Here is a 19,573-nt window from a genome sequence, read left to right on the forward strand (position 1 = left end):
GGGCCGGTGGACGTAGAACTGCCTCACGGCCCCGCCGAGGAGGACTCATGGACGCCCCGACACCGCCCCTGTACATCGACCGCCCCGAGGACGTCGCGGTCGCGGCCCGCGCGCTCGCCGGCGGTGCGGTCGTCGCGGCGGCGTTCGCCAACTTCTACGCCATCGTCACTCGTCCTGACGCGGCCACCGTGCGCCGGGTCAACCTCGCCAAGGGCCGTCCGGCCCACCACGTCGGCAGCATCACCACCGCCATCGGACGCATCCCGGGGATGTACGACTGGACGCGGATCTCACCGCGCCTGCCGATCGGGCGGGTGCGGGCGTTGATGGACGCCCTCTACGGGGCCGGGCCGTTCGGCTTCCGGGGGCCGGCGGCGGAACGGATCCCCGAGCACCTCGTCCAGGTCGACGAGGGGTTGCGGACCACCCAGGTGATCGCACCTGGTCTCACCTGCCCGTCCAACGCCTTCTTCGAGCGGGCGCTCGCCGAGACCGGGTCGGACCACCTCTACATCACCTCGGCGAACCGGTCCCGGCACCTCACCGGGGCGGCCGAGGAGCCGGCGCACTGGAAGGCCGGCGCTCTCGCCGCCGACTTCGCCCACCTCGACGACCTGGTGGTGCTCTCGCACCGGGACGAGGCGGCGGCCCGCGCCGCATACCCGGGCTACCTCACCACCTCGGTCACCCTGCTCTCCTTCCACGCGCCGGAAGGTGAGCTCGAAGAGCCGCCCGTGCTCACCGTGGACCGGCACGGATCGCTGCACCTGGACGACGTCCGCCGGGCCGCCGCGCCGCTCGGCCTGCAGGTGCGCCTGGCCGGCACCGCCCGGCAGCGGTTGCAGGTCCGGGGGTACGCCGGGGCGCTGGTGTGAGCGGCGGCGGTCCCGGGTCGACGACTCCACGCTGATCGGGCCGCGCTCGCGTGCCGGCTCAGTGCGGTGGGCTGGGGGGCTCCGGCGGCTTGCCGTGGCTTCGCCGGAAGTCCGCGTATGCCACCGCGACCAGCACCACCAGGGCCCCCAGGGACGTGACCATGGGCGGCACGTACAGCGCGGCGGGGGCGATGGTCAGCAGCGCCAGGATGCCTCCCGGTCGGGACCAGGACACCCGGCTGAACACCTCGTACTCGAAGGAGGCCCGGCCGGCCAGGAACAGCGCCGGGCCGCCGAGGATCACCGCCAGCCAGGCCGGCGGGGTCTCCCCGGTGGGTTCGTGCAGCACCAGGTGGAAGCCGGACGCCGTGGTCACCACCCCGGAAATCATCAACAGATGGGTATACGGCGCGCTGAACAGGAACCTGCTCGGCGACTCGGACGCCTTGATGGCGCTCGGCAGCAGCTCGCCGGACTTGTGCACGTAGATCCGCCAGAGCAGCAGAGTCGTCAGGAACGCCACCGCGAACGCCGCGAGGTTCTCGGCCTCGTTGTGCTCCAGGCTGAACATGGTGCCGATCGTCAGGATGCAGTCGCCGAGCGCGATGATGAAGAACTGCTGGTAACGCTCGGACAGATGCTCCGCCGTGACGTTGCGCTGCTTCTCCGGCACCACTCCGAGCCCTGGCACCGGGTACGCGAGCCGGAAACCGAGGTAGTCGATGGCGAGCGCGATCGCCCAGCAGATGATCCGGGCTTCCCCGCTGACGAATGCGCCGATGAGCCACGGGATCGCCGACACCACGAACCAGACGAAGATGCGCGCCGCCCGACGTTGGGTCTGCGGTTGACGCCGCACCGCCGGCATCAGGAACAGCCCGCGCCCCAGGTGGATCGCCACGTAGGTGCCGGCGAAGACGAACCCACGGTCGTCGAACGCCTCCGGAATCGCCGTCGTCATCAGCAGCGCGCCGAACATCACGGCGCTGATCAGCAGCTTGATCTCGGTGCGTTCCGGGTCGTACAGGTCGGTGACGAGGGTGGTGATCGCCCAGGTCCACCAGACGGCGGCCAGCATGATCAGGGCCTGCCCGGCGCTGTGCCAGTCGAGTCGCTCGACCATCGTCCGGGAGATGAGCGCCAGCGCGACCACGTACACGAGGTCGAAGAAGAGTTCGAGGAGGGTCACCCGGCGCGGGCCCTCCGGATCTCGCACCGGAGGGCCGCTGGCCTGCGGCGACGCAGGATCCGGCGCGGGGAGGTGCACGGGTTGCTCCTGCGGAACCGGTCGACTCGACGGACCTGTCCGGCCCACCTCAACGGACGGTAACGACAGGCCGGCAGCACGGTCCCGGAATTGCCCGGACTTCCCCCGACCGGGTCGGTCGGCCCGGGTTCCGGGACGTCCGGCGTCCGGCGGTTACCGCGGGCCTCGCACCGTCGAGTGGATCGTCGTTCCGCCACCGACGAGCGAGCCCCCGGCCGGTCGTCGCGGTGGACGGCCGGCCGGGGGCTCCAGGTCAGGCGTCAGGCCTGGTTGCTGTTCGGCAGAACTGCGGCCATCTCGTCGCCGGCGCCGGCGAGCACGCGGGCCTGCTGCGGCCAGCTGGCCAGCCCGGGTGCGGCGCGCAGACCGGCGGCCCGGATCAGGTCGCGCAGCGCCGGCTCGTCCAGGTCACCGAGCTGGCCGTACGTGCGCACGCCGGCGTCCTGCAACGCCGCCGCCATCTTCGGTCCGATCCCCTGGATGCGGCGGAAGTCGTCGGCCGGCCCCGTCGGGTCGCCCTCGTAGCTGGTGATCGAGGTGTCGTCGGCCGAACGGACCGGAGGGGTAGCGGTGTCGGTAGGCCGCACCGGAGGGGCCGCCACGGTCGAGCGCTCCGGCTCAGCGTCCACCGGCTCAGCGTCCACCGGCTCAGCGTCCACCGGACCGGCGAGCGTCGCGTCGCTGGTCGCCGGCTCCGGGTCGACGGCCGAGGCCCTGGTCTCCGCGTCGTCCGCCGGGGTGACGGCGACCGGCTCCTCAGCCGAAGCGGTACGGGCGGGCTCGTCCGTCGAGGTGACCACGGCGGGCTCGTCGGCCGGAGTGGTGTCGACCGGCGGGAGGTCGTCCGCCGGCTTGCGGGGGGCGACGACGGCCGTCGGGACGTGCTGCTCGTCGACCGTGACCGGCTCGGGAGTGGACTCCGCTGCGGGCTCCGGCCGCAGCTCATCCGCATCGGGCTCGGCGACCGGTACGGGCGGCGGGGGCTCGGTCAGCGCCATGTCGGACGGGTCGACGGTGCTCGGGGCGTCCGCCGGGACCGGCGTCGGGGTGGGGGCGTCCGCGTCGGTCACCGAAGCCGGCGCGCTGACCGTGTCCACCGGTACCGGCTCGTCGGCGACGGCGGTCGGCGCCGGGTCGACGGCGGCCGCGGGCCGCGGCTCGTCGGTCGTGGCAGCCGGCGTCGGCGTGGAGATCACGGCCAGTCCGGCGACCGGGTCACCCTCCACTATCGACTTGCCCTGCACGCCCCGCCGGCCGCGCAGCAGCCACCCGGCGGCCAGTCCCAGCAACAGTGCCAGTACCACTATCAGCGAGTGTCCGATAGACCACGCCACGGCGAACCTCCCTCTCACCTCGTTGGAAAAGTCACGAGAAAAACTCGCCGCAGCTTCGCACACGCCCATTACCGATGAGAGAGAGGCTCGGCCAGGGGCGCTGTGGGCGGGTTTACCACGTCAGCCGGTACCCGACGGGTGACACAGCGTCGCCCCGACCAGCCGGGAAGCCCGGTCCGACCGCCCCCACACAGCCGCGGCGCGGCGCGGCACGGCACGACGAGACCCGGGCCCGGCGGGGTACGCCGAGCCCGGGTGGCCGTTGCCCGACTCAGTCCCGATCGCCCTCATAGGTGTGGAAGTCGTCGACGAACCGTTGGCGCAGCCGCGGCACCCGGCTCGTCACTCCGAAGTAGCCGCGCGCGCCGAGCAGCGCGAGCCGGCCCACCACCGGCCGGTACATCCGGTCGTCGCCGCTGGTGCCGCTGCGGTTCAACGATTCGGCGACCCGCGCGAAGCCGTACGGCGCCATCGCCGCCTCGTAGTCCGCCACGGACTGGAGCAGGGTCTTGTCACCGGCGGTGGCGCAGGTGAGTTGCTCGCAGAGCAGGCGGGCGTCGCGAAGCGCGGTGTTCGCGCCGACACCGCGACCGGGGGTCATGGTGTGGATGGCGTCGCCGAGCAACGTGACGGTGCTGCTCTTCCAGGGAGGCACCGGCTCGGAGGTCGACACCTTGATCGGTAGGGCGCTGGCCGGCTCCGCTCGGGTCAGCAACTCCCGCAGGTGGGGGTGCCAGTTGGTGGTGAGGCCCAGGGCGACCTGGACGAGGTCCTCCCCGCGACGCTCCATCACGTCGCTCGGGAACCGGCGGGCCGTACTCCAGATGATCAGGTTGATGTTGTCGGTGGTGGTGTCCTGCGACAGGCCGGGCCAGTTCTTCAGCAGGGCGGCGTCCGTGTCGCTGACGCCGGGTTTGACGGCCCGCGTGGCGTCCCACTTGAACTCCATGACATGCAGGACGCCCATAATGCCGCCGACGCCGAAGATCAGGGAGATGCCCTGACCGACGCGCTCGGGGACGAGGCCGCGGGTGTGCGCGGTCAGTGGGATGCGGGTGGCGATGTTGATGGTGCCGGCGTCGCGGGTGACGGCGTGCGGAAGGTACTGCCGCCGTACCGCCGAGTGCGTGCCGTCGGCCCCGACCAGCAGGTCCCCGGTGGCGGTCGTGCCGTCGGAGAAGTGCGCGGTGACAGTGCCGTCGTCGCGTTGCTCATACCGGGTGAAGGTCTTGTCGAAGTGCACCACGTCGTCGAGGCCGGTGAGCAGTACGTGGCGCAGCACCATCCGGGCCACCGAGTGTTCGGTGTGCACGGGGTCGGCGTTCGGCCGCAGGGGGAATGACGCGGTCTGACGTAGCCCCTGGGTGACCACGTTGAAGTAGTGCGGCGGTCGGGCGCAGGTCGCGAGGAAGGTGGCGAACAGCTCTGGCGACAGGCACTCGCGCAGTGCTCGGCTGCCGGTCGGGCCGATGCCGACCCGGTAGCCGAGCAGCCCGTCGGCGCGGTCGCGGTGCCGTTCGTACACGGCGACTGTCATCCCGGCCCGGCGCAGGCCGTGCGCCAGGCACAGCCCGCCGGTGCCGGCGCCGATGATCAGGACGTGCGGTGGCGCGCCGGACATGTCAACCAGCCGGGTGCGCCGCTGGCGCGTCGGTGTTGGCTGGCCGTGCCGTTGGCACGTCGGTGCTGGTTGGGCGCGCTGTGAGCGCGTCGGTGTTGGCTGGGCGCGCCGCTGGCGCGTCGGTGGCGTCCCACCGGTAGAAGCAGCCGGCGATCGCGTCCCGTGGGGAACGCCAGGTCGGCAGGTACGGCGACGTGTGCGCGGACAGCCGCTCGTTGACCTGCTGGAAGAGCGGGTGGTTACGGGCCGCAGCCAGGGCGTCCGGGTCGACGTCCGATGTTTCCATCACGTGTACGCACAGGTCGTGCAGGCAGTACAGGGACCGGTGCGTGACACCGGTCAGGCCGGGCAGCTCGGTGGCGTCGGATTCGGCGAAGATCTGCGCGACCCGCCCCTCCGCGCCCGGGATGATCCGGCTGACGATCAGTAGACGACTCATGGGACCCCTTCCGCCGGTGGCCTTTCCGACCCTCGGATCGGCGCCACGTGCTCTGTGCGCCCACCGTGCCGCAGCGACTGTCACGTCACCGTCACGTACGCCGCCCGGCCGGTGACGGGCGACCGACGACGGCTTCCCGGCTGGCCTGGCGGATCGGGGCGAGCGTGTCGTCGAGCAGGGCGCTCATCGCCGGACTGGGCTCCAGGCGCAACTCCCTGCGCAGCAGGTCCCGGTAGACGTAGAAGGCGTGCACGGCTTCGAAGGCGTTGCCCTCGGCCAGGTGGATGCGGACGACCAGCCGGTGCGGAGTCTCCCGTAACGGCTCGGCCGCCATCGCCTCCAGCGCGGCTTCGAGGGCCTCGCCGTGCCGCCCCGCAGTGAGGTGTTGCCCGGCCAGCTGTTCCAGCATGTGCAGGCGGAGTTGGCGCAGCCTCTCCCGGTCCAGCAGCACCCAGTCGTCGTACCACCCGGGGAGGAGGTCGTGCCGTCCGGCGGCGAGCGCCCCGGCGGCGGTGCTCGGGTCGTCGCCGTCGCGGACCCGGGCCGCGGTGCCGACCAGGTCGTCGACGTCGAGCCGGACCGCCGGGTCGAGCCGTACGGTGTCGCCGGCCACGGTCATCGGGCAGCACGGGTCCTGGCGGAGCCGCCACAGCGCGGTACGCAGGGAGGACAGCGCCCGTTCCTCCGACGCGTCGGGCCAGAGCAGCCCGGCGAGCTGGCTGCGGGTGGCGCCGGGGCGCAGCCCGATCAGCGCGATCACCCGTTGCAGCCCGCGCGGCACCACGATCGGCGCGGAGTCGCGCAGCAGTCGGAAGCCGCCGAGCAGGTGGAGCGACACGCCCTCCTCGGGCGGGCCTCCGGCGGTTGGCACGGTCGGATCAGCGGTCACGGCGGCACCCCCTGCGGAACGCTCGTCCCGACTGTCTGCTGCGTCCTGGATCGGCTGCCCGTGACGCCTCTGTCGACCCCATCGGTGGAGGCGCGACCCCGGCTGCCGGGCGCGGCCCCCACCCGCCGAGGCCGCCGGGCTGACCACCGTGAAGATTATCAATAACGGTCACGTTGCGTCAATGTCGGCGTGGACCTTCTATTGGCGACAGTCAACCTGAGATCGGTTCTGAACTGCGCAAACATCAGATCGATCGAGAGCGTGGCGTATGGCTGACACATAGCTGATGCACAGCTTGCGTCAACGCAGCGTCACGAAGGTGCGTCCACGGTGGGCCCTGCCTGGTGACGCCGCCGTGACGAGGACTGCCGCATCGTGTGGGCAGTCGTCCAGCGCGTCCGGGGACCACCCGTTGCCGGCCGGACGCCGTGGGGGGAGGCCAAGTATGGACCGATCGCTGATCGTCGCGAAGGTGGATCCGGCCGCTACGGAGCGCGTCGCCGAGATCTTCGCCGAGTCGGACGCGACGGAGCTGCCGCGCCTGGTCGGCGTCCGGCACCGCTCGCTGTACCGCCTGCACGACCTCTACGTGCACCTGCTGGAGACCGAGCAGTCGACGGAGGGCGCGGTCGAGGCCGCCCGTGGCCACCCTGAGTTCATCCGGGTCAGCGACCGCCTGCGCCCGTACGTCTCGCCGTACCTGTCGACCTGGCGCTCACCGCGTGACGCCATGGCGCAGTGCTTTTACCGGTTCGACGCCCCGGACACCGGAGGGCGGTCGTGACGGCCACCGCGCCGCGCGAGGAGCAGCTCTGGTCCCGCTGCGCCGGCTGCGCCAGCCTGCTCTACCGCAAACGGTTACGCCGCAACCTGGACGTCTGCCCGGAGTGCGGGGAGCACGCCCGACTCGGGGCACCGGAACGCCTGCGCCAACTCGTCGACCCCGGATCGCTGCGCCCACTGGCCGACCGGCTGCCGGAGGCGGACCCGATCGACTTCGTCGACGTGGTGCCGTATCCGCACCGGCTCACCGCCGCGCGGGCCAGCACCGGCCTTGTCGAAGCCGTCGTCTGTGCCACGGCCACCATCGGCGGACACCCGGTCGCGATGGCGGTGATGGACTTCCGTTTCCTCGGTGGCAGCCTGGGTTGCGCCGTCGGTGAGCTGATCACCCGGACCGCCGAACGGGCGCTCGACGAGCGCATCCCGCTCGTCCTGGTGACCGCCTCCGGTGGAGCGCGGATGCAGGAGGGCGCGCTGTCGTTGATGCAGATGGCCACCGTCAGCCAGGCCATCGCCGCGCTGCGCGAGGCGGGTCTGCTCACGGTGAGCGTCCTGACTGACCCGACCTACGGTGGGGTGGCCGCGTCGTTCGCCACCAACACCGATCTGGTGCTCGCCGAGAGCGGCGCGCGGATGGGTTTCGCCGGCCCCCGGGTGATCCGTCAGGTGACCGGCCGGGCGTTGCCGGAGGGCTTCCAGACCGCCGACTTCCTGCTCCGACACGGGCAGGTCGACATGGTGGTGCAGCGCCGGTCACTGCGCGGACGCCTGGTGGCGCTGCTCGCCGCGACCCACGCCGGCGCTCCGACCCGCCCATCCGTACCCCGGCAGGAGCCGGCGTCGCACCGCGAGCGCCTCGCCGACGACGCCGCCGCCGCGGCGCGGCCGCCGGCAACCCCGGCAGCGGACGGAACCGCGGCGGTACGCGACGCGTGGGACACCGTGCGGATGGCACGGCACCCCGGCCGGCCGACCACACTGGACTACCTCGACTCCGTCTTCGACGGCTTCGTGGAGCTGCACGGCGACCGGCTCGGCGCGGACTGCCCGGCCATCGTGGGGGGCGTGGCCCGGCTGGCCGGCCGACACGTGATGGTCATCGGACACCAGAAGGGGCACACCACCGCCGAACTGGTGGCCCGCAACTTCGGCATGGCCAGCCCGGCCGGACATCGCAAGGCGCTGCGGTTGATGCGCCTGGCCGCCCGGCTCGGCCTACCGGTGGTGACCCTGGTGGACACCCCCGGCGCCGACCCGGGGGTGAGCGCCGAGGAACACGGCCAGGCGGCGGCCATCGCGGAGAACATCCTCGCCCTCACCGTGCTGCCCACCCCCGTGCTCGCGGTCATCACCGGAGAGGGCGGCAGCGGCGGCGCGCTGGCCCTCGCCGTCGCCGACCGGGTGCTGATGCTGGAGAACGCCGTCTACTCGGTGATCAGCCCCGAGGGCTGCGCGGCGATCCTGTGGCCGGACCGGTCGGCGGCTCCGCAGGCCGCCCGGGCGCTGCGGCTGAGCGCCCCCGACCTGCGCCGGCTCGGCGTGGTCGACGAGGTCGTGCCGGAGCCGCCCGCCGCCGCGCACGACGACCCGGCGGAGACCGCGCTGCGGTTGCGGGCCGCCCTGCTGGCGAATCTGCTGCCGCTGCTCGACGTGCCGCCGGCCATGCTGGTCCGCCTCCGCCGGCAACGGTTCCGGCGGTTCGGCGCGACCCGTGCCGGTCAGCGGGCAGGTGTCCGGTGAGCGCCGAGAACGGGGCGGTGTCGACAGTCGAGGCACCCGAGGACACCGAGGTCGGCGAGGAGGAGGCGCTGGCCGGACTACGTCGGCAGGCGCAGCACCTGATCGCCGAGCTGACCGGGCCGGTGCGCCGGATCCGGCTGCGCAGCGGGCCGGCCGTCCTCGAGGTCGAGTGGCATCCGGAGAACGTGACCCGATCCGACGTACCCTCTTCGCCGGCCATGGTGGAGGCGCCGCCGGTGCCCGGCCCACCGCCGGCGTCGACCCCACCGTCGGTGCCCGGCCGCGCTGCCGTGCGGGCGCCGATCGTCGGCACCTTCTACCGGTCGCCGGAACCGGGTGCGACCCCGTTCGTCACGGTGGGGGACCTGGTCCGGCCCGGCCAGCCGGTCGCCATCGTCGAGGCGATGAAGCTGATGAACGAGGTGACCGCCGACCGCGCCGGTCGGGTGGTCGCGATCCTCGTCGAGGACGGCCAGTCGGTGGAGTACGACCAGCCGCTGGTCGAACTGGACCCGGCGTGACAGCGCGGGGTGCGTGACGATGTTCGAGACCGTGCTGATCGCCAACCGGGGCGAGATCGCGCTGCGGGTGCTGCGCGCCTGCCGGGAGCTGGGCGTACGGACGGCCGTCGTCTACTCCGCCGCCGACGCCGACTCGGCGGCGGTCCGTCACGCCGACCAGGCGATCCGGATCGGGCCCGCGTCGAGCCGGCGCAGCTACCTGAACGCCGCCGCCATCGTGGAGGCGGCCCGACAGGTGGGCGCGCAGGCCGTGCACCCCGGCTACGGTTTCCTCTCCGAGGACGCCGACTTCGCCGAGATCTGCGCGGACAACGGGCTGACCTTCATCGGCCCGCCGCCGGCGGTGATGGCCGCGTTGGCCGACAAGTCCTCCGCGCGGGCCCTGATGAGCCGCGCCGGCCTGCCGCTGTCTCCGGGCAGCGTCGCACCGGTGCCGACCGCCGCCGCGGCCGCCGAGATCGCCGAGGCCGTCGGCTACCCGGTGATCGTGAAGGCCGCCGCCGGGGGCGGCGGCCGGGGGATGACAGTGGTCCGCACCCCGGGCGAGCTGCGCCGGGCGTACACCCGGACCCGGGCCGCCGCGCAGGCCGCCTTCGGCGACGACCGGGTGTACGTCGAGCGCTACCTCACCGAGGCTCGGCACGTCGAGGTGCAGGTGCTCTGCGACTCCCACGGGAACGGGGTGCACCTGGGCACCCGGGACTGCTCGGTGCAACGCCGGCACCAGAAGCTGGTGGAGGAGGCGCCCGCCCCGGCGCTGCCCGCCGCCGTCCTCGACACCATCGCCGAGACGGCGCTGCGGGGTGCGCTCGAGGTCGGTTTCGTCGGTGCCGGCACGCTGGAGTTCCTTGTCGACGCCGAGGAACAGTTCCACTTCTTGGAGATCAACTGCCGGATCCAGGTCGAGCATCCGGTGACCGAGATGATCACCGGGATCGACCTGGTGCACGAGCAGCTGCACATCGCCGCCGGCGTGCCGCTGCGCTGGCGGCAGGAGGAGATCCGCCTGCGCGGCGTCGCGGTGGAGTGCCGGGTCAACACTGAGGACCCCGGGCGTGGCTTCGCGCCCACCCCCGGCCGGTTGGACCGTTTCACCCCACCCGGCGGCCCGTTCACCCGGGTGGACACCCACGCCAGCGCCGGCTACGTGATCGGCCCCTGGTACGACTCCCTGCTGGCGAAGGTCATCGTCTGGGCACCCGACCGGGAGTTGGCCCTCAACCGGCTGGAACGCGCCCTCGACGAGTTCGACATCGCCGGCCCGGGTGTGCACACCACCATCCCGTTCGTCCGGCGGGTGCTCGACGACGCCGCATTCCGCAAAGGCCGCTACACCACGGGCCTGGTCGACCGTCTGCTCGGTGTGCCCGGTGCGGCGCCCGCACAGCGGCCGACGGCCACCCCCGCACCGCGCCCCGCGTCCGCCGCGACGCCCGACGTACCCAACAGGAGGACCCGATGACCGTCACCCATGGTCGCCCGATGACCGCCGAGATCACCGACATCCTGGTGGCGCACTGCGGGCTGGACGCCGACGCCGCGGCCCGGGCGCCCGCCGCGTCGCTGGAGGAGCTGGGCATGGACTCACTCGCCCTGCTGGAACTCTCCGCGGTCGTCGCCGACAGGTGGCAGGTGAGCATCCCCGAGCAGGCCGGGCACCTGAGCATCCCGGCGGTGGCCGACCTGGTCGCCAACCGCGCCGACCCGCCCGGGCACACCGAGAACAGCGTGGTCATCGACGCACCGCTCGCGGTGGTCTGGGAGGTCACCAACGACGTGGCGAACTGGACCGAGCTGTTCACCGAGTACGCCGTGGTGGAGATCCTGCACCGCGACGGGCACACGGTGCGGTTCCGGCTCACCATGTACCCCGACGAGAACGGGGTGTCCTGGAGCTGGGTCAGTGAACGCACCTCCGACCCGGTGAGCCGCCAGGTGCGGGCGCACCGGGTGGAGACCGGGCCGTTCGAGTACATGCGGATCCACTGGCGCTACACCGAGGAGGACGGCGGCACCCGGATGACCTGGACGCAGGACTTCGCCATGAAGCCGACAGCACCCGTCGACAACGCCGCGATGACCGAGCGGATCAACACCAACAGCGTCATCCAACTCGCAGTGATCAAGGACCGGGTGGAGCGGATCGCCCGGCAACGCGCCGACCAGGGCTACCCGGCGGCCGGCGACGAGTCGACGGAGGCCGACGATGAGTGACCTGAGCACCCGGCCGGTCGCCGCCCGGGACGTACCCGCCGACCGGCGGCGCGGCGGTGAGCTGCGGGTGCTGCTGGGCCCCCGCACCGTCGGCAGCACCTCGGGGTTCCTCGGGGTGGCCACCCTCGCGCCGGGGGAGCGGATCGCCGAGCACTACCACCCGTACAGCGAGGAGTTCCTGTACCTGGTCCGCGGCGCGATCACCGTCGACCTGGACGACCAGCCGACGCTGCTGGCCACCGGCGAGGGCCTGTTCGTTCCGGTGAACGTGCGGCACCGGCTGCGCAACACCGGCGTCGAGCCGGCCGAGGTGGTCTTCCACCTGGGTCCGCTCGCCCCGCGCCCCGAGTTGGGGCACGTCGACACCGAGTTGGTCGAACAGCGGGGCGGATCGTGAGCGCGAGGAGTGAGCCGGTTTTGCGAGCCCCGCAGTCGCGAACAGAGGTGACGCGATGACCAGGCGCCGCACGGTGGTGACCGGGGTCGGGGTGGTCGCCCCGGGCGGCGCGAGCCGGGACCGGTTCTGGAAGACCATCACCGAGGGGCGGACCGCCACCCGGCGGATCAGCTTCTTCGACCCGTCGCCGTTCCGGTCGCAGATCGCCGCGGAGTGCGACTTCGACCCGGTCGCGGCGGGGCTCAGCGAGGCCGAGCGTCTCCGGGCCGACCGGTACGTCCAGTTCGCGCTGGCCTGCTCCGCCGAGGCGCTCGCCGACGCCCAACTGGTGCTCACCGACGCGGAGCGGGACCGGGCCGGGGTGGTGCTGGGCACCGCTGTGGGCGGCACGATGGCGTTGGAGCAGGAGTACGTCACGGTCAGCGAGCACGGCCAGCGGTGGCTGGTCGACGCGGCGCGCGGTGGCCCGTACCTCTATCAGGCGTTGGTGCCCAGCAGCCTCGCCGCCGACGTGGCCTGCCGGCACGGGTTGCACGGCCCGGCGCAGGTGGTGTCGACCGGTTGCACCTCGGGCATCGACGCCATCGGGTACGCCCACCAGATGATCGTGGACGGTGAGGCGGACGTGATGCTGGCCGGCGCGTCGGACTCGCCGATCTCGCCGGTGACCGTGGCCTCGTTCGACGCGATCAAGGCGACCAGCCCGGACAACGACGACCCGGCGCACGCCTCGCGTCCGTTCGACGCGGACCGGCACGGGTTCGTGCTGGCCGAGGGTGGGGCGGTGCTGGTGCTGGAGGAGGCCGGGCACGCCCTGCGGCGGGGGGCGCACATCTACTGCGAGGTGGCCGGGTACGCCAGCCGCAGCAACGGTTACCACATGACCGGGTTGCGGCCGGACGGGCTGGAGATGAGCCTCGCCGTGACCGATGCGCTCACGCAGGGTCGGATCATCCCGGAGCAGGTGTCCTACATCAGCGCGCACGGTTCGGGTACCCGGCAGAACGACCGGCACGAGACGGCCGCGTTCAAGCGGGCGCTGGGTCAGCGCGCGTACCAGGTGCCGATCAGCTCGATCAAGTCGATGGTGGGGCACTCGCTGGGTGCGATCGGGTCGATCGAGATGGCCGCGTGTGCCCTCGCGATCGAGTTCGGGGTGGTGCCGCCGACGGCGAACTGGAGCACCCGGGACCCGGAGTGCGACCTGGACTACGTGCCGAACGAGGCGCGGGAGGTCCCGGTGGACGTGGCCCTGTCGGTGGGCAGCGGGTTCGGCGGTTTCCAGTCGGCGATGGTGTTCCGCCGGCTGCCCGGGAGCGTGGCGGCGTGAGCGCCGCTGAGCAACACGGCGGCGTGAGCGCCGCTGAGGATCGTGCCGGCGTGAGCGCGCCCCAGCAGCGGGACGGGGTCAGCGCTCCTGCGGCTCGGGCGGTGGTGACCGGCATCGGTGTGGTCGCGCCCAGTGGCATCGGCGCGGACGCGCACTGGCGTACGGTGCTGGCCGGCACCCGGCGGACCGGTCCGATCACGTTGTTCGACCCGTCCGGCTACCCGACCCGCAACGGCGGGGAGGTGCCCGGCTTCACCCCGGACTCCTACGCGGACAGTCGACAGTTGGTGCAGACCGACAGGTGGACGCACCTCGGCTTCGCGGCGACCCGGCTGGCGTTGGCCGACGCCGGCCTGCCCGAGCGGGCCTCCGACCCGTACGGGTACGCGGTGACACTGGCCAGCTCGTCGGGCGGCAACCTGTTCGGTCAGCGGGAGCTGCAACGGCTCTGGGGCGGGACGTCGCGCACGGTCGGGGCGTACCAGTCGATTGCCTGGTTCTACGCGGCCAGCGTCGGGCAGCTCTCCATCCACCACCAGTTCAAGGGCCCGAGCGGGGTGTTGGTCGCGGAGTCGGCCGGCGGGCTGGACAGCCTCGCGCACGCGGCCCGCGCGGTGCGCCGGGGCACACCGGTGGTGATCGCCGGGGCGACCGAGTGCCCGCTGAGCCCGTACGCGTTGGCGTGCCAGTTGCGCTCCGGTCTGCTCAGTGAGGTGACCGACCCGGAGCGGGCGTACCTGCCGTTCGACGCTTCGGCCAGCGGTTACCTGCCGGCCGAGGGGGGAGCGGTGTTCGTGGTGGAGGAGTTGGGGCACGCCCTGGCCCGGGGCGCCCGGGTGTACGGCGAAGTCAGTGGTTGGGGTTCCACCCACGACGCCGCGCACACCACGGCGGACAGCGCGGGAGACCCGGGCCAGTACGCGCGGGCGATGCGGTTGGCCCTGGACCGGGCCGGCGTCGCGGCGGCCGGGATCGACGTGGTGCTGCCTGACGCGCTCGGGGTGTCCCGCTACGACCGCAGCGAGGCCGAGGCGCTGCGTGCGGTGTTCGGCGACCGGCCGCCCCCGGTGACGACGCAGAAGCCGCTGACCGGGCGGGCGTACCAGGGTGGGTCGGCGTTGGACGTGGCTACCGCGCTGCTCGCGTTCGCCCACGACACGCTGCCGGCCTCGGCGGGCCCGGACGAGGTGGCCGACGGGTGCGAGCTGGACTTCCTGCGCGAGCACCGCCGGCCGCGCAACCGCCTCGCGCTGGTCTGCGCGCGGGGCTTCGACGGCTTCAACAGCGCGCTGGTCCTGCGGGGTGCCGCGCCGACGATGGGAGAAACATCATGAGCGAGCAGCGGGCCCGGGTGGTCTTCCTGGTGCGGGTGCCGGTGCCGCGCACCGAGGCGTTCCTCGCCGCCTACGAGGAGGTGCGGCATCTGGTGGCCGGAGGGGTGCCGGGGCACCTGGTCGACCAGGTGTGCCGTTCGTCGACCGACCCGGAACAGTGGTTGATCACCAGCGAGTGGGCGAGCCTGGCCGACTTCGAGACCTGGGAACGCAGCCCGGAGCACCGGGACCTTGTTCGCCCGATGCGGGAGTGTTTCACCGACGCCCGTTCGCTGCGTTTCCACATCCACGCCCAGACGCCCGCCCTGGCCTGACGGGTCGGCGCCCGCCAGGATGGCCGCGGCGCTGCTTCCGTGATCAGGTGATGAAAAATAGTTGTCAGGACCGTCCCTGACCTACTTTTCATCACCTGATCTTGGGCCGGAAGGGGTGCCACCACCGGATCGTCCACGGGGTGAGGTGATCGCTGAGCGCGTAGGGTTCTGGACCCATGAAGGTACTGATATCTGTGGATCTGGAGGGCATCTCGGGGATTGTGCATCCCACCGAGACGAACCCGGATCGCTACGACTACGAACGCGGTCGGGCGCTCATGACGGCCGAGGCGGATGCGGTGATCGCCGGCGTGCTCGACGCCGAACCCGCCGCGGTGGTGTGGGTCGCCGACGCACATGGACCGTTTCGGAACCTCCTGCCGGAGGACCTCGACCGGCGTGCTCACCTCGTGCGAGGTAAACCCCGCCCACTGGGCATGCTCGCCGGGTTGGACGAGCACACCGATGCCGTTCTGCTCGTCGGCTACCACGCTCGGGCCGGTGCCGGGCCCGCCGTGTTGGCCCACACGATAAGTGACGCCGTCCTCGACGTACGGGTGGCCGGACGATCGCTGGGCGAGATCGGCCTCAACGTCGCCATGGCGGGGCACCTCGACGTGCCGGTCGTGCTGCTCAGCGGAGACGACACCGCCTGCGCGGAATTCAGTGAGCTGGTGCCCTCGGCGGTCACCGTCGCCGTCAAGCAGACCCTGGGTCAGGCCGCCGCGGTGGCCCTGCATCCGCAGGAGGCACGGGAGCGGCTGCGCCACGCTGCCGCCGAGGCCATCGCACGGCGCGCCTCGATCGCCCCGGTGACGATGGCCGGGCCGTTGGACGTCGAGGTCGACCTCTACGGCCCCTACATGGTCGATCTCGCAATCCTGGTGCCGGGCGTGGCCCGTGTCGGCGGCGGCCGGACTGTCGCCTTCCGCGCCACCGATGTCGCCGAGACGTACCGGCTGGTTCAGCTGCTGGTCCAACTCGCCAGCATCAAACCCGGCTAGCCGCTGTCGTCGACGCGCCCCGGTGTGGCGTGGGTCGGTGCTACGAGTGTGCGGACACGGTCTGGCAGAAGGCGTGGTCGACCAGGTCGTTGAGGAGGTCCTGGCGGGTCGCGGCCAGTTCGGGGTCGCCGGTGTTGGTGAAGATCGACACGGTCAACCGACGCCCGTCGTCAGTGAACGCCGGCTCCACCTGGTATCCGAAACCGGTGCCGCCGTGTCGCCAGTAGCCACCGCCGCAGGACAGCGGGATCCAGAAGATGCCCAACCCGTACCCGGACCCGACGGGGGAATCCGCCGCCGCGACAAGCGTGCGCATCTGCGCCTGCTGCGCCGGCCGCAGCAGGCGGCCTCCGGCCAGGGCGGCCAGGAACCGGTTGAGGTCGGACGCCGTGCTGGTCATCGACCCGTCGGCGCCGCTGTCCAGCCCCCGGATCGCGATCGTCGTGTCTACCAGCGGACCGCCTGGCGTGAACTGCATGTGGTTCGTGGCGTGCGGCGCGGGCAGGTCGCGCACGAACCCGGTGCGGGTGCGCCGCAGGCCCAGTGGTCCGGTGATGCGGGCGTCCACCTCGCGTGCCCAGCTCCGCCCGGTGACCGCCGTGATCAGCATGCCGGCGAGGACGTAGTTGGTGTTCGAGTACGACCAGGTGGTGCCGCCGTGCGGGTGGCCCATGGCGATCGTCACGAGCTGCTCCGGCGCGTACGGCCTGTCCCGCTCCCGCAGGTAGGACTCGGGCGTGACGTAGTTCCCGATCAGGTCGGACGAGTAGTCGTACAGGCCGCTGGTGTGCTGCAGGAGCTGCCGCACCGAGATCCGCCGACCGGCCACCACACCCGGGAGCCACTTGTCGACCTGATCGTCAAGCGTCAGCCGCCCTTCGCCGACGAGTTGCAGCACCACGACCGCGGTGAACGTCTTGGTGGTACTCCCGATCCGCAGATACGGGTCGTGCGGGACGTCCCGGCCCGAGCGGACGACCCTCGCGCCGGTCCGCGACTCCAGACGGGCCAGGACGCCCGTCACACCTGTCGCCCGCAGCGCCTCGACATCACGCCGGAGCTCACTCGGTGTCGTGGCGCCACCCGTCGCCACCAGCAATGTCGCTGCCGCTGCCACCGCAAGAGTTCGCATGGCCTCCACTATGGTCACCGGCCCGGAGGTCATCACTCCGGCAAGCCCCCCGGTGGTGCTCCGGCTAACCCCACCGCCGCGGGTCGGTATCACCTCGACGGCCGGTGCGTCTCGATTGATCGACGCCATCGGCCGTCCGGTTCAGGCCGCGCGACAGTGGTACGAGGCGTCATGCCTCGGTGACACTCTGCCGAGGCACGCGCCTGATCCTGCCCGCCGAACGGGCTGTCGGCAATCCGGCTGGCCGCTTCTTTTGATCCATCCATTTGCATCTAGCAATGGTCCTGTGCGCGTCGTATGGTTCCCCGCAGCACCCCAACAAGCGTACGTCATGGGCATATTTGCCCTATTTAATGCTGGGCGGTGAACGGCAGTGGCGGCAGAAGATCCTACGGCGACGGACCCCGGATGGGTGGACGAAATCCTGTTCGCCGGCCGCTCTACCGACATTTGCCTCCGTCTGCCCGAACCCATCGATCGGGCCACTCTGCACCAGCTGGTCACCACCGCGCAGGGACGGCTCGTCGCGGCCGGACTGCGTCCGGGTGGCGCTGCCGCGCTGCGGCTACCGCCGTCGCTGGCGTACGTGGTGAACCTGCTCGCCACCTGGCGCGCCGGGGCGCAGGCGATCCTGCTCGACCACCGGTTGACCGACCACGAGGTGGACCGCGCCCTGGTTCGGCTCACCCCGCAGGTGGTGGTCGCGCCGATCCGCAGCGGCAGTGGCGCGTTGCGGATCTTCGTCGACGTCACCGAGGGCGTCACCCCGTACGCCGACAGCCCGGCGGTCAGCGGCCACGCCGTGATCCAACTCAGCTCCGGCTCCACCGGACCGTCCAAGGTGATCGGTCGCACGGCAGCGGACCTGGTCGCCGAGGTGCGCCGCTACACGCAGATCGACGGGGTCGCCCTGCCCGGCGAGCGGATCATCCTGCTGCCCTCGATGGTGCACGTGCTCGGCCTGGTCGGTGGCCTGCTCTACGGGCTGCACGCCGGGGTCGAGCTGGTGCCGCCGCAGCGGCTCAGCGGTGACGCCGTACTGGCCGCGATCGCCGCCGACGCGACACCGGCAACAGTGCTGGGTGTGCCCTTCCACATCGGACTGCTCGCCTCCACCCGGCCGGCCGGCCCGCTGCCGCAGCTACGGCGGATGACCACCGGTGGTGAGCTGGTGCCAGCCGCGGTCGCCCGTGCGTTCACCGACCGGTACGGAGTTCCGCTGGGCAACATGTACGGGATGACCGAGGTCGGGGTGATCGGCACCGACCTGCACGGGTCGCACCGACCGTCGATCGCCCCGGCGCCCGGCATCGAGGTCCGCGAGTCCGGCGGTGAGCTGTGGGTGTCCTGCCCGGCGTCGCCGTACGTCGGGCTGAGCGACCCGACCCGCTGGGCCGACGGCTGGCTGCACACCCGCGACGCCGGCACCGTCGACCCCGACACCGGCCTGGTCACCGTGCGCGGTCGACTCGACTCGCAGGTCTCCGTGGGCGGCATGAAGGTCGACCTGACCGAGGTGGAGACGACAGTCGCCGAGCTGCCCGGGGTGGCCGCCGCGGTGGTGGTGTGGGACGACGCCATCACCGCGTACGTGCAACCGGACGGGCCGCTGTCGGAGGAGACGCTGGACAAGCTCCTCGCCGAGCGGTTGGCCGGCTACAAGCGCCCTCGGGTGCTGCGCCTGCTCGACCAGCTGCCCCGCACCACCACCGGCAAACTGGTCCGTTCGACCGACGCGCTGCGCTCGGCGGCCACGTCGTGACCGGGCCACTGCACCACCTCGATCTCGACCTCGACCTGGGCCGTCGCGTGCACCGCGACGGCGAGGACGACATCTCCGCCCAGCAGCGGGTGACCGACCCACAGGGCCTCCACGCCGGGTACCGGTCGCCACGGCCACCCCGGGGGCGGCATCTCCCGGAGCAACCCGCCGCCGCGCAGCCCTCGTCCGAGCGTCTTGCCCACCGCCTCCTTCGCGGTCCACAACCGCAGGAAGTCCACCGCCCGGCCGGCCTCGGGCCGATCGGTCAACCAGGCCGACTCGGCCGGCGGGAACCAGCGGCGGGCCAGCGCGAGCGCGGGCAGCGGACGGATCCGCTCCACGTCCACCCCGACCGCGCCGGTAGTGCGAGCGGCGACTACCACGACACCGGCGGTACGGCTGACGCTGACCGGCAGCCGCTCCGACCGGGCCGTGCGGACGACCGGCCGTCCTGCGCTGTCGTGCGTCAGCAGCACCTCGGCAGCCGGACGGTCGAGCAGCAGACCACCCGCCCGACGCAGCAGATCAGCGGAGGAATCCGGCTGACCGCCGGTATCCCGACCGACCCACACGTAGGCGGTGTCCCGACCGGACGCCGTCAGCTGGCCCACCCAGAG

17 protein-coding genes and 2 pseudogenes are annotated in these 19,573 nt (G+C 72.2%); 12 read left to right on the forward strand and 7 right to left on the reverse strand.

The window, feature by feature from the left end:
* Positions 1–47 precede the first annotated feature (47 nt).
* The gene (locus FHU34_RS16515) at positions 48–875 is read left to right on the forward strand and encodes a hypothetical protein (RefSeq protein WP_145781481.1); all 828 of its coding nucleotides are present in this window, start codon (positions 48–50) and stop codon (positions 873–875) included.
* 58 nt (positions 876–933) lie between these two features.
* Here the strand turns inward: FHU34_RS16515 and FHU34_RS16520 are convergent, their stop codons facing one another.
* The 5 genes and pseudogenes from FHU34_RS16520 to FHU34_RS16540 form a co-directional block, all read right to left on the reverse strand.
* On the reverse strand, positions 934–2,142 hold the full coding sequence (locus FHU34_RS16520) for a low temperature requirement protein A (RefSeq protein ID WP_145781483.1): 1,209 nt from the start codon (positions 2,140–2,142) through the stop codon (positions 934–936).
* A gap of 260 nt (positions 2,143–2,402) precedes the next feature.
* Positions 2,403–2,639: pseudogene (locus FHU34_RS34170) on the reverse strand (helix-hairpin-helix domain-containing protein); the annotation flags it as partial.
* A 1,108-nt stretch (positions 2,640–3,747) separates the two neighbouring features.
* The gene (locus FHU34_RS16530) at positions 3,748–5,097 is read right to left on the reverse strand and encodes an FAD-dependent oxidoreductase (RefSeq protein ID WP_145781487.1); all 1,350 of its coding nucleotides are present in this window, start codon (positions 5,095–5,097) and stop codon (positions 3,748–3,750) included.
* A gap of 97 nt (positions 5,098–5,194) precedes the next feature.
* A pseudogene (locus FHU34_RS16535) lies at positions 5,195–5,536 on the reverse strand (TcmI family type II polyketide cyclase); the annotation flags it as partial.
* A 91-nt stretch (positions 5,537–5,627) separates the two neighbouring features.
* Positions 5,628–6,425, reverse strand: coding sequence for an AfsR/SARP family transcriptional regulator (locus FHU34_RS16540; RefSeq protein WP_145781490.1), 798 nt, complete (start codon positions 6,423–6,425; stop codon positions 5,628–5,630).
* Positions 6,426–6,870: 445 nt separating this feature from the next.
* On the opposite strand from FHU34_RS16540, the gene FHU34_RS16545 reads away from it, so the two are divergent.
* The 10 genes from FHU34_RS16545 to FHU34_RS16590 all read left to right on the forward strand — a co-directional run bounded on the left by FHU34_RS16545 (position 6,871) and on the right by FHU34_RS16590 (position 16,062).
* Entirely contained in the window at positions 6,871–7,209 is a 339-nt protein-coding gene (locus FHU34_RS16545) for a TcmI family type II polyketide cyclase (protein WP_145781493.1), read from the forward strand.
* Positions 7,206–8,948, forward strand: a complete 1,743-nt coding sequence (locus FHU34_RS16550) for an acetyl-CoA carboxylase carboxyltransferase subunit alpha (RefSeq protein WP_145781496.1) — start codon at positions 7,206–7,208, stop codon at positions 8,946–8,948. The genes FHU34_RS16545 and FHU34_RS16550 overlap by 4 nt, the downstream gene beginning before the upstream one ends.
* Positions 8,945–9,469 (forward strand): acetyl-CoA carboxylase biotin carboxyl carrier protein, encoded by a 525-nt coding sequence (accB, locus tag FHU34_RS16555; protein ID WP_145781499.1) that lies wholly within the window; start codon positions 8,945–8,947, stop codon positions 9,467–9,469. The genes FHU34_RS16550 and accB overlap by 4 nt, the downstream gene beginning before the upstream one ends.
* 19 nt (positions 9,470–9,488) lie before the next feature.
* A complete protein-coding gene (locus FHU34_RS16560) occupies positions 9,489–10,931 on the forward strand; it encodes an acetyl-CoA carboxylase biotin carboxylase subunit (protein WP_145781501.1) in 1,443 nt (480 codons plus the stop codon).
* Positions 10,928–11,683 carry an SRPBCC family protein gene (locus FHU34_RS16565; protein ID WP_145781503.1) on the forward strand — a complete coding sequence of 252 codons (756 nt, stop codon included), beginning with the start codon at positions 10,928–10,930 and terminating at the stop codon, positions 11,681–11,683. Before FHU34_RS16560 ends, FHU34_RS16565 begins: the two co-directional genes overlap by 4 nt.
* A complete protein-coding gene (locus FHU34_RS16570; protein WP_088989433.1) occupies positions 11,676–12,080 on the forward strand; it encodes a cupin domain-containing protein in 405 nt (134 codons plus the stop codon). Before FHU34_RS16565 ends, FHU34_RS16570 begins: the two co-directional genes overlap by 8 nt.
* Before the next feature lie 55 nt (positions 12,081–12,135).
* Positions 12,136–13,410, forward strand: a complete 1,275-nt coding sequence (locus tag FHU34_RS16575) for a beta-ketoacyl-[acyl-carrier-protein] synthase family protein (RefSeq protein ID WP_145781505.1) — start codon at positions 12,136–12,138, stop codon at positions 13,408–13,410.
* Positions 13,411–13,460: 50 nt separating this feature from the next.
* On the forward strand, positions 13,461–14,744 hold the full coding sequence (locus tag FHU34_RS16580) for a beta-ketoacyl synthase N-terminal-like domain-containing protein (RefSeq protein WP_145781507.1): 1,284 nt from the start codon (positions 13,461–13,463) through the stop codon (positions 14,742–14,744).
* Complete coding sequence (locus FHU34_RS16585; protein WP_145781511.1) at positions 14,741–15,058, forward strand: antibiotic biosynthesis monooxygenase family protein; 318 nt, start codon at positions 14,741–14,743, stop codon at positions 15,056–15,058. The genes FHU34_RS16580 and FHU34_RS16585 overlap by 4 nt, the downstream gene beginning before the upstream one ends.
* 176 nt (positions 15,059–15,234) lie before the next feature.
* On the forward strand, positions 15,235–16,062 hold the full coding sequence (locus FHU34_RS16590) for a M55 family metallopeptidase (RefSeq protein ID WP_145781513.1): 828 nt from the start codon (positions 15,235–15,237) through the stop codon (positions 16,060–16,062).
* A gap of 40 nt (positions 16,063–16,102) precedes the next feature.
* Here the strand turns inward: FHU34_RS16590 and FHU34_RS16595 are convergent, their stop codons facing one another.
* Positions 16,103–17,194, reverse strand: coding sequence for a serine hydrolase domain-containing protein (locus FHU34_RS16595; protein WP_145781516.1), 1,092 nt, complete (start codon positions 17,192–17,194; stop codon positions 16,103–16,105).
* Positions 17,195–17,606: 412 nt separating this feature from the next.
* On the opposite strand from FHU34_RS16595, the gene FHU34_RS16600 reads away from it, so the two are divergent.
* Positions 17,607–18,956: a class I adenylate-forming enzyme family protein gene (locus FHU34_RS16600; protein WP_208745015.1), complete on the forward strand. Its 1,350-nt coding sequence runs from the start codon at positions 17,607–17,609 to the stop codon at positions 18,954–18,956.
* Here the strand turns inward: FHU34_RS16600 and FHU34_RS16605 are convergent.
* The gene (locus FHU34_RS16605) at positions 18,851–19,567 is read right to left on the reverse strand and encodes a 4'-phosphopantetheinyl transferase family protein (RefSeq protein WP_145781521.1); all 717 of its coding nucleotides are present in this window, start codon (positions 19,565–19,567) and stop codon (positions 18,851–18,853) included. The two genes, FHU34_RS16600 and FHU34_RS16605, sit on opposite strands and share 106 nt — an antisense overlap.
* Between the last annotated feature and the right edge of the window lie 6 nt (positions 19,568–19,573).

It is taken from the genome of Micromonospora taraxaci, assembly GCF_007830095.1.
In the GTDB taxonomy this organism is placed as follows: domain Bacteria; phylum Actinomycetota; class Actinomycetes; order Mycobacteriales; family Micromonosporaceae; genus Micromonospora; species Micromonospora taraxaci.

Bases quoted from the DNA above. Each gene is read 5' to 3' on its own strand.
- FHU34_RS16515 (WP_145781481.1), top strand. From the start codon at position 48: ATGGACGCCCCGACACCGCCCCTGTACATCGACCGCCCCGAGGACGTC.
- FHU34_RS16530 (WP_145781487.1), bottom strand. From the start codon at position 5,097: ATGTCCGGCGCGCCACCGCACGTCCTGATCATCGGCGCCGGCACCGGC.
- FHU34_RS16545 (WP_145781493.1), top strand. From the start codon at position 6,871: ATGGACCGATCGCTGATCGTCGCGAAGGTGGATCCGGCCGCTACGGAG.
- FHU34_RS16560 (WP_145781501.1), top strand. From the start codon at position 9,489: ATGTTCGAGACCGTGCTGATCGCCAACCGGGGCGAGATCGCGCTGCGG.
- FHU34_RS16565 (WP_145781503.1), top strand. From the start codon at position 10,928: ATGACCGTCACCCATGGTCGCCCGATGACCGCCGAGATCACCGACATC.
- FHU34_RS16570 (WP_088989433.1), top strand. From the start codon at position 11,676: ATGAGTGACCTGAGCACCCGGCCGGTCGCCGCCCGGGACGTACCCGCC.
- FHU34_RS16575 (WP_145781505.1), top strand. From the start codon at position 12,136: ATGACCAGGCGCCGCACGGTGGTGACCGGGGTCGGGGTGGTCGCCCCG.
- FHU34_RS16585 (WP_145781511.1), top strand. From the start codon at position 14,741: ATGAGCGAGCAGCGGGCCCGGGTGGTCTTCCTGGTGCGGGTGCCGGTG.
- FHU34_RS16590 (WP_145781513.1), top strand. From the start codon at position 15,235: ATGAAGGTACTGATATCTGTGGATCTGGAGGGCATCTCGGGGATTGTG.
- FHU34_RS16595 (WP_145781516.1), bottom strand. From the start codon at position 17,194: ATGCGAACTCTTGCGGTGGCAGCGGCAGCGACATTGCTGGTGGCGACG.